At 42.5% G+C, this 10,264-nt stretch carries 8 protein-coding genes; 7 read left to right on the forward strand and 1 reads right to left on the reverse strand.

What is annotated here, in order from left to right:
- Positions 1-66: 66 nt before the first annotated feature.
- Positions 67-933, reverse strand: a complete 867-nt coding sequence (locus VIP81_RS24015) for a LysR family transcriptional regulator (protein ID WP_331967341.1) — start codon at positions 931-933, stop codon at positions 67-69.
- A gap of 123 nt (positions 934-1,056) precedes the next feature.
- Between VIP81_RS24015 and VIP81_RS24020 the strand changes: the two genes are divergently transcribed.
- The 7 genes from VIP81_RS24020 to VIP81_RS24050 form a co-directional block, all read left to right on the forward strand.
- Complete coding sequence (locus tag VIP81_RS24020; RefSeq protein ID WP_331967343.1) at positions 1,057-1,464, forward strand: EthD family reductase; 408 nt, start codon at positions 1,057-1,059, stop codon at positions 1,462-1,464.
- A gap of 420 nt (positions 1,465-1,884) precedes the next feature.
- A complete protein-coding gene (locus VIP81_RS24025; protein WP_331967345.1) occupies positions 1,885-4,512 on the forward strand; it encodes a sigma-54-dependent Fis family transcriptional regulator in 2,628 nt (875 codons plus the stop codon).
- A 158-nt stretch (positions 4,513-4,670) separates the two neighbouring features.
- Positions 4,671-5,426 carry an SDR family oxidoreductase gene (locus tag VIP81_RS24030; RefSeq protein ID WP_331967347.1) on the forward strand — a complete coding sequence of 252 codons (756 nt, stop codon included), beginning with the start codon at positions 4,671-4,673 and terminating at the stop codon, positions 5,424-5,426.
- 129 nt (positions 5,427-5,555) lie between these two features.
- Positions 5,556-5,744: a hypothetical protein gene (locus tag VIP81_RS24035; protein WP_331967349.1), complete on the forward strand. Its 189-nt coding sequence runs from the start codon at positions 5,556-5,558 to the stop codon at positions 5,742-5,744.
- Positions 5,745-5,804: 60 nt separating this feature from the next.
- Positions 5,805-6,107, forward strand: coding sequence for a hypothetical protein (locus VIP81_RS24040; protein ID WP_331967351.1), 303 nt, complete (start codon positions 5,805-5,807; stop codon positions 6,105-6,107).
- Between the two features lie 612 nt (positions 6,108-6,719).
- Positions 6,720-9,941 carry a SusC/RagA family TonB-linked outer membrane protein gene (locus tag VIP81_RS24045; RefSeq protein WP_331967353.1) on the forward strand — a complete coding sequence of 1,074 codons (3,222 nt, stop codon included), beginning with the start codon at positions 6,720-6,722 and terminating at the stop codon, positions 9,939-9,941.
- 20 nt (positions 9,942-9,961) lie between these two features.
- Positions 9,962-10,264 (forward strand): hypothetical protein (locus VIP81_RS24050; protein ID WP_331967355.1); only part of this gene is annotated, 303 nt, incomplete at its 3' end.

Genomic DNA, 10,264 nt, shown 5'->3' on the forward strand with positions numbered 1-10,264 from the left:
AGTTTTATTATAAAATTGTATCACGCTTTTCCTTTTGCCAATATACCTACCAGTGGATGTAAAACTTCAAACCGTAGTCAGTATCTTATATAATTTTGTTACGGCTTTTTTTTCATAGGCTTCTGCGAGTGAAATAATCATAATAGTTCGCCTCATATTTTTCCCAACAATGGGGATACCCACTACGGCCTGGTCGTTTACACTGGTTTCACTTAATATGGTATGCCAATGCCCGGTTTTTACAATTTCAAATAGCGTAGGTATATCATTTATTTCCATGCAAATATTAGGGGTCAAATTTTTTTGCCTGAATGACTCCTCAATAAACTGTATGGTGCTGGAACCATCGAAAGGTAATACCAATGGCAGTTCAGCTACTTCATTAAGTGAGATATTGATTTTTTTGGCCAGCGCTGATTTTTTAGACGTTACCAGCACCATATTTGATTTTAAAAGTGTTTGATATTTCAACTGAGGATGATTGGTTTTCTCATTGAAGGTTAAAATAAAATCGAATTGATGCTGGTTAAGTTTTTCGAGAAGATCTTTTGTGGTGCCAAATACCACCTGGATTTTAATATTTGGATGCTGATTTGCAAATTCAATCAATTTTTGGGCAAACAGAATCCGCATGGAATAAATTACACCAATAACTATTTTTCCGGTATTCAAATTTTTCAAATCCTGTAACAGCAATAAACCTTCATTAGCTTTATTTATGCTTTGCAAGGCATATTTACCAAATAGGTTACCAGCTTCAGTAAGCGTAATTCTTTTTCCAATACGGTTAAACAGCGGCACATTTAATTCATCTTCCAGTTGCTTAATCTGTTGTGATAAAGTACTTTGGCTGATATTCAAAGCCCTGGCAGCCTCGGTGAAATTTAATGACTCCCTGGCTTTCAAAAAATATTTGAGTTGTCTTAGTTCCATTTTTCTAAATCGGTTTTTTAGATTGTTTTCATCTAAAAATAACGTTTTGACGATAAAAGCAATAGGTGAATATTTGTGTCATAATACTTAAACAACACCTTTTAACTTTTTAATAAATTAATTATGAAATTAAAACTAATGGCATCGCTTTTCCTTTTAACTGCTTGTTTTACTGCGTTTTGCCAGGAGAAGCAGAATGCGGCTTTGGCCGAAAAAGGCTTAATTAAAATATCCGTCTTGTACCCCTATGCCGAAGGTAAAACCTTTAATATGGAGTATTATGAAACGAAGCATATGCCTATGGTAGCAGCGTATTTAGGCGCAAATTTGGTTAAATATACCATTGAAAAAGGGCTTGCCGATGCGATTCCTAACCAACCATTGCCGTTTATGGTCATTGGCACATTTTACGTAAAAAGCTTAAAGGCTTACCAGGCGGCTATCGGGCCAAACAGAGATGCCATTCGTGCAGATATTCCAAAGTATACAGATATCATTCCTGTCATTTTCGTGAGTGAGGTAGTAAATTAAGTAAAAAGAGGCAGGTATTTTACGTATCAGAACGCGCGTATAAAAAGCTCTATTTCAGAGGCTTTGTATTTAGTCGGGCGGAAACGTTTTGCCCTTAAGTTGGGCAACAAACGATCTTACGCGTAGTGAGATGAACGAAAAAGCCGCTGCAATGTAAAGTTGTGGCGGCTTTTTCGTGTCTGCTGAAATTGAAAATTATTTTAAAGGCGGATCGGGTTCTTTTTTTTGATCCTTAAAGGCCGTCGGTTCATGGATGCCCGGAGATAATTTTTATGGCGTTTCCGATGTATACCCAATATCTTACTTCACTTGCTTTATTGTCCGCTTAACAAGCATTATCACATTTTTTGTATCTTTTACAGGATTTTTTTCACCCTTTTTGCGAGCGAACATTTATACCCACTATTGGGTTTTCTTAATATGAAAAGAAATATTAAAAACGAGTTGGAGCTTCATACCCCGACCAAATCAATTCTTGAGCAGGAGAGAAAGGTATTGCTGGATCTCGGCAACGATATTACCAAAGTCAGAGAGAAGAATGACCTGCTCACACTTTTCAAAAAGAGAATTAAGGGATTATTCTATTTTACGCACACCATTGTTACTTTAATAGACCATAAAGACGAGACCTATACCCCTTTTTTGCTGGATAATGACGGATCTCCCATCAGATCCCATACGCGGTACAAAGAAATGGTAGCTTCCCGGTTTTCACTGAACGACCCTTTCATACAGGCGGTATTAACGGCGGAAGAGCCGATTTCTTTTCTCCTGGAAGAGATAATGGACAAGCCCCAAAGTCCGCCTTTTCTTCGTGTTAATTATGAAGCAGGTGTGAGAGTAATTCTGATGACGAGGCTGATGAAAGAAGGAAAGCCCATGGGCTTTCTTCATTTGTACTCCGATCGGACAGATAGCTTTACACCTGAGTTCAGAAGTGTAATGAAAGGTATTGCGCCGCAATTGTCAGGGGCAGTTTCCAATATTATCAAAAACGAAGAATTACTGAATAAAGACAAGGAGAAATCTTTTCTCCTCGATTTCAGTAATGATATCGCCACCGTAAGAACAAAGGAAGAACTCACCCGTGCTGTTCGCACGGCACTGCGCAAGCTGGATCAACAAAGTGGTTTTGTTATCAGACGGATTAATGAGGATAAAGCTACCGTGAGTGCCTATGTATATGATATTGGCACGGCGGGGGATGACAAGGCCCTCCCGGCGCTGCTGAAAGCAAAATATCCGATTAATGATGGTTTGCAAAACCGTATACTCAATAGTGCCATTCCTTTATTGTTCAATGTAGAAAGAGAAATACAGCGAGGTATCACATCTGCCTATTTGCAATACTGGAAAAAAGTAGGATTCGAAAGTTTTGTGGGGATACGCTTGCGGACAGGTGAAACTAATCTTGGTATGTTACTGCTTGACATTGAAGATATCAAGATAGAACTGCTACAGGGAATATGTGCACAAATATCTACTGCCATGGCCAATATTATGGCGAATGAGCAGATTGCCCAAACGCAGGAGGAGCAAGCCTTCCTGTTAGGATTTAGTAGCACCCTTACTAAGGTGCGCACAAAAGATGAGTTGCAGGTGGCTATTTCAGAAGTGCTCGATAAAACGATGCATACAAAGTTGGCCATGATTCGTGTGTTGGAAGATGATGGCATACACCTGGGCATATTTATGTTTGATCGCAGTTTATTCGGAAAGTCCCAGGCGGATTTTGATAAATTGGCCTCCCACAAAATTAAAACAGATGAGCCCTATACGGCACAGGTGCTGGCTAGTAAGGAAGGTACCCTATTTAATGTAGAGGAAGAATTGAAAAATGGTAATGACTATGCGAAACTCTGGAAAACCACCGGTAAGAAAAACATGTATGGTTTGCCGTTACGTATGGGCGACAAAATTATCGGCACCATTTGGCTGCTGGCCGATGCACTGGGCCCCTTATTACTAAAAGGTATCTGTTCACAGATTACGGTGGCAGTGGCCAATATTTTAATCAATGAAAAATTGATGGCCTACAAAAAGCAACTGGAAATAGAAAATGATTATTTGAAAGAACAGATCAAAACCATCTACAACTTTTCAGAAATCATAGGCAGTGGTGAAGCTATGCAGGAGGTATATCGTTTGATGGGGCTTGTTGCCGATTCTAATACTACCGTGTTGGTATTGGGAGAAACAGGCACTGGAAAGGAGTTGATAGCAAGGGCCATTCACAATGCCTCCCCCAGGAAAGATAACCTGATGGTGAAAGTAAACTGCGCAGCGCTTCCTGCCAGCCTCATCGAAAGTGAATTATTTGGTCATGAACGAGGTGCATTTACTGGTGCAATAGATCGTCGTATCGGGAAATTTGAAATGGCGGATAACAGTACCCTATTCCTGGATGAAATCGGGGAGTTGCCATTGGAAGCACAGGCCAAACTGCTGCGTGTAATCCAGGAGCGTGAACTGGAACGTGTAGGTGGTAAACAAGTAATTAAAATTAATGTACGCCTTATTGCCGCTACCAATCGTAATCTGGAAGAAGAAATAAAAGCAGGGCGCTTTCGCGCTGATCTGTATTTCAGGTTAAATGTATTCCCTATCAATCTCCCTCCCTTACGTGAAAGGTTGGAAGATATAGAAGCGCTCACCCATTTCTTTGTAAAGAAATATAGCAGGAACACAGGCCGTACTATCAGGAAAATAGCTCCCAGAGTGATACAACAATTACGTAGCTATACCTGGCCCGGCAATGTCAGGGAATTGGAGCACCTTATAGAAAGGAGCATACTATTGGCTACAGACAACACCTTGAGTGATATTTTTATACCGCGTAATACGGATACAGAAAAACAAGACCAGGCTTTCCTGCTAAACCGTTCCCTGGAGGAAGTGGAGCGTGGTTATATTATAGAAACGCTGAAACGCTGTGGAGGTAAGATTTCCGGCACCGGCAGTGCCGCAGAGGTATTACAAATTCCCGGTAATACCTTACATTCTAAAATAAAAAAGCTGGGAATTACCAAGAGCGATTACTTCTCCTGACGAAAATCCCTTAATAAAGTGAAAGGCTTCGTGTTTTCACTATATACAGTGAAAAATTGCCTCCCCGATTTTTGATATTTGATTGATTTTTAATGATTTATGGAAATTGGCATTTCGTTCGCCTTCTATGCAGCATCACTAAAAATAAAATCAAGTATATGAAAATCGTAGTAATCGGAGGCTCTGGCCTCATAGGAACTAAAGTTGTAAGTCAACTTCGTCAGGCAGGCCACCAGGTAATTGCAGCCTCTCCTGCTACCGGTATTAATACCATCACCGGAGAAGGACTGGCGGAAGCCATGAAAGACACCGATATCGTTATTGATCTCGCCAATTCTCCTTCATTTGAAGATAAAGCAGTCATGGAATTTTTCCAGACAGCCGGTCGTAACCTCCTGGCGGCAGAAACTAATGCAGGCGTAAAACATCACGTAGCATTATCTATTGTTGGCGTAGATATTATGCAGAACATCGGCTACATGAGAGCCAAAAAAGCACAGGAAGAACTGATAGAGCAATCAGGCATTCCTTATACGATCATCCGCAGCACGCAATTCCTTGAATTCATTGGTGGTATTGCCAATCAGGCTACAGATGGTGATGAAGTGCATCTTTCAGATGTATTATTCCAGCCTATTGCTTCCGATGATGTAGCCACTTTTGTAGCTAAATATGCAGTAGCAGCCCCGTTGAATGGCCGGGTTGAAATTGCAGGACCTGAGCGCTTTGAAATGTACAAAATTGTAGCGCGCTATCTGCAGCTGGCTAACGATCCTCGTCAGGTAATATCTAATGGTAAGCCTGTGTACTTCGGTGGCGAAGTGACACATAGCGCCCTGGTACCCGCCGGAGAAGCACAGGCAGGAACTATCAACTTCGAAAAATGGTGGTCCACCCAAGCGGTGAAAGCCTAATTATTCCAGGTCTGCGTTCTGTTGAAACGAAGATGACGGGTGATAGTTTAGACTACCTGTATTCGATCCTGCTCCAGGACCGACCTGGAATCTATTGTCTAAAAAATAATCACTTTTAAATCTACCCTTATGAACCTGTTCTTTTTGCGTCCACACAACAAGGACCTCAAAAACGGTAATCCTGAATATATGCGGGTGGTCACCAATGAAGCGCCGCATAATACCAGTGAAGGCAGCGAATTTCTCGATGACGCGATCCGCATGGGAGAATCGCTGCTGTATGACAACGAGAATGAAAACCAGGGGCGGGAAGAATAGGACTCCATATTGATGATCCATTCAATGCCCAAAGTATTTTAAGCTTAAAATCCTCACTATATGAAAAATTATGCATCGCTTGCAGAAGCCCTCCAAGACCTTAATACCTGTGGTTACGTAACAGATTTTACCACAGACCACATCTGCCTTTATAGTGATGAATTTGACATCCGCCTTGATCCGGAAGATTTTCATATCGATGAGGTGTATGAGCTTCAAATAAATGCGGGTGTTGATGCGGGCAAAATTATATATGCCATCACGGCTATAACGGGTGTGAAAGGCACGTTGGTAGGCGGCACCGGAACCTATACAGCAACGATTAATACGCAGATGGCCAGGAAATTACATCTGCAACATTAGCTGATTTCATTACTACTGCCCTGCAAAAAATATAATCACCCTCTTATACAATCACCATAAAGATCTAAAAATTGCCCCCGTAGCATCAAACAAAGTTTAATTTAATTTAAGCAGCTTGAGTTCAGTATTGTACTGGCCTCAAGCTGTTTAGTATTTAGATACCAAATTCAACAGCGTGGCTTGCCTGCGATGGTGAAGAATGACTGCAGTAAAGCCTCGCCAATTATTTTTTTTGACAAAGACTTGCGTTTTCCAAAACCCCTTAGTATATTTGTCTACAATTATAGTAGACTAATAAGAATTTACCACCACCAGACGCCGGTATCTCCGGCAAAAAGTCTTTGTCCCACCATACAAAGCAAGCTGAATAAATCTTTATTGAAGTTGCTTTAACCAAGCGACCGGGAGTTACTATTAAATATTTTCAACCATGAATCAGCGATTGCACAACAACAGACATCGTAAAAAAATGAATGCCGGCAAAACGGGATACGTTTGCTGCTGCTGTTGTTAGGCCCCTTCCTCATCATTCCGAATGAATAACTGTATGGCGCGCAATGCGGCCATCCTGGCAATTTATTGCCCTGTCTGTCCAAATCTAATCTCATTTGTATGTATAAAAATTTACTACCCGCAGTATGGTGTGCTGCACTGTTACTTTTCGTCAGCCATGCGTTTGCACAGGCCCCCGTGATATTAAAAGGAAAAGTGATTGACAGTAAAACGCAGGAAGCGTTGCCCGGCGCTTCGGTACGTGTCAAAAATGGAAAATCAGGTACACAAACAGACGTTACAGGAACGTATCAGCTAAGTCTGACAACATTGCCCGGTACCATCATCGTTACTTTTGTAGGCTATCAACCGCAGGAAGTAGTCATTACAAAAGATGACCTTCAAAACGTGATCAGGTTGGAACCACAGCAGGCTTTATCGGAAGTAGTAGTTACCGCTGTAGGTATTAAAAGCGCTACCCGATCATTGGGTTATAGTGTGGGAGAAATAAAAGGCGCAGCATTGAAAGATAGCCGTGAACCTAACATCGTGTCTGCATTAAGCGGGAAGGTGCCCGGTGTGCAGATCAATAATTCCGGTGGTTCTCCCGGAGGATCATCTACCATAAAAATCAGGGGTAACAGTTCACTGCTGGGGAGTAATGCACCTTTATTTATTTTAGATGGCGTACCGATAGATAATTCTATACAAGACATACTCCCCATCTCCAATAGTGTATCGTTAGCCACTCCTTCCAACAGAGGTATTGATATTAATCCTGGCGACATTGCCAGTGTAACGGTGCTGAAGGGCCCCGCCGCCGCTGCATTGTATGGTATCAGGGCCGCCAATGGTGCGGTAGTAATCAACACAAAAAGAGGCAGTTCCCTCACCGATAAATCTTTTGGCGTGAGCTATAGCGGCTCGTTTACATTGGATAAAATTAATCGTCGTGTACAGCCAAGACAAACCAGTTTCTCCAACGGCATTGGCGGGCAATATGTGAAACCCGGCACCACAGGATCTGATGAAAACTGGGGCGCATTATTGGATACATTGACCTATAGTACACTCCCCAGTAACTTTGATAAAAATGGAACGATTGTAGGAAGGAGTGATCCCAGCTCCAATGGCATTCCGGTAAACCGGTATAACAATATCGATAATTTTTTCGTCAACGGCTATACGAATGATCAGCATATCAGCTTCTATGGAAACACCGGCAATGCCGGATATTACTTCTCCTATGGAAATCTGAAACAAACCGGTATCATTCCTACCACAGATTTTTTCAGACATACTTTTCGTTTCAATGGCGACTACACCGTAAACGATCGTCTGAAAGTATCGGGAGGACTCAACTACATTAAAGATGGTGCAGACAACCGCGCGCTGATGGGCGGATTTAATACGAATGTAGTTCGGGCACTCATTAACTCACCAGCCAATTTTGATATTACAAATGGGTACTCCAGCCCCTGGGAACATCCGGAGTCGTACAAGCTGCCACCTACCAGCAGCAAGCCATGGGGCGACAGCCGTTCTTACGCCAATGGCATCGGATGGGATAATCCATATTGGTCGCTCAACATGAATCCGCAGTCGGATGAACTCAATCGCTTTATCACCTTTGCAGAAGCAAGTCTGGATATCACCAGCTGGCTAAAGGCCACCGCCCGTTATGGTATTGATTATTATACCGACGTGAGAAAAGGCGCTTTTAGTCGCGGTACCTCCGGCGTGGCAACAGGCACCATCAATGATGTAAATTATTCCAGAAGAGATAATAACCTGGATGTATTGCTGGTGGCCGACCATCGGCTGAACAGGGATCTGAACCTCACCGTGGTAGCTGGTTACAATTATTATAATTCCTGGAAGAACCAGGTGAATACCCGTGGGGATGGTTTGACTATTCCCGGAAACTTTAATATCTCTAATGCTTCTTCTACCCAAACATTTAATCAAACAATCCGTAAGAAACTGGTGGCCGGATATGCAGATGTGAAGCTGGATTACAAGAAGTGGTTATATCTGGAGCTTACCGGCAGAAATGAATGGACCTCTACACTGGCAAAAGGAAAGAATGCGTTCTTTTATCCTTCTGCCAGTACCAGTTTCATATTTACAGATGCCCTCCATTGGAATAACAGCATCCTGAATTTTGGTAAAATTCGCGCTACGTATGCACAGGTTGGAAATGATGCCGATCCCTATTCTCTTGAAACCTATTATGTGCCTACCACCAGCAACGGCTGGATACAGAGTGGAATCAGCTTTCCTTTCAGCGGAAAGCAGGGACTCAGTTATAGCTCCACCATTGGTAATCCTGATCTGAAGCCAGAACGCATCAGCACCTGGGAAGCCGGACTGGATCTGCATTTCTTCCGCGATAAAACGCAGCTGGAAGTAGTATACTATAATAACAGTAGTAAGGATCAGATCATTCCGGTTACATTACCGTATTCTACCGGTGCCGCCTATACGCTTACCAATGCGGGAAATATTGTGAATAAGGGAATTGAAGCAACGCTGCAGCAACGCATTGTAAGCGGTAGAAAATTTTCATGGTCGGCCACCGCATTATTTAACAAGAATGTTAGCCGCGTAAATTATATCACTGATAATATTTCCAGTGTTAGTTTGGGAGGCATCTGGATGGAAGCGCGTGGCCAGGCAGGACAGCCGTATGGTGTGTTTTATGGTACAGATGTGAAACGTAACGCAGCAGGCAAACCTATTATCAATGATGATCCGTCCAGTGCTAATTATGGGTATCCGTTGGTGAATAGTTCATTTACAAAAATTGGTGATCCTAATCCTGATTTTAATGTGGGACTGCGGAATGAATTAAGATATGGCGCCTTTACGTTTTCCTTTTTACTGGATGGCCGCTTTGGCTTCGACATATTCAACGCTCCGCGCTTACAGATGGTATTTAACGGCGTAGATGAGTCTACCGTAGCCAGAGGCAGCAAAACTGTTTTTGAAGGCGTTACGGCCTCTAAAGGTACGCCTAACACGATTGAAGCCGTGTTGTCTCAGGCATGGTACAGGAACACTTTCAATATACAAGGGCTGTATGTAGAACATGATCTTTATTGGATCAAGCTGAAAGATGTAAACCTGACGTATGCTTTGCCGCAGCAAATACTCAAGCCCGCACATATATCCGCCGCCAGTGTAACGCTGACTGCGAGAAACTTTTTACTGTCTACCAACTATAGTGGCAGTGATCCCGATCTGGGTAGCCGGAATGGTTTGTCAAATGCCGCTGGTATTGATTTCTGGACAACGCCCAGCACGCAGAGTTATGGTGTGGCACTGAATGTTTCTTTTTAACCAATTAAGTCAACCTGATCATGAAAATATATCATCAAACCATCGGTCGTTTATTCATTGGCGTGAGTATGTTGTTAATACCGGCATCCTGCTCGCTGGAAGAAACTAATGTTAACCCCAACGCCTCTACGCAGGTATCTGTGAGTGCGGTGTTAACCGGCGCAGAAGTATCGCTGGGATTTAATCTGGGCGTGAATGCCGGATTGATTGCCAATATCTATATTCAGCAGGCTTCCGGCGCTAATGGGGATGCGGCTTCCTTCGATAACTATGCTTCCTCTATCCAGTATTTTGATCAGACCTGGAAAGGGTTTTATGCGGAT

The organism is Chitinophaga sp. (assembly GCF_036566945.1).
Classification (GTDB): domain Bacteria; phylum Bacteroidota; class Bacteroidia; order Chitinophagales; family Chitinophagaceae; genus Chitinophaga.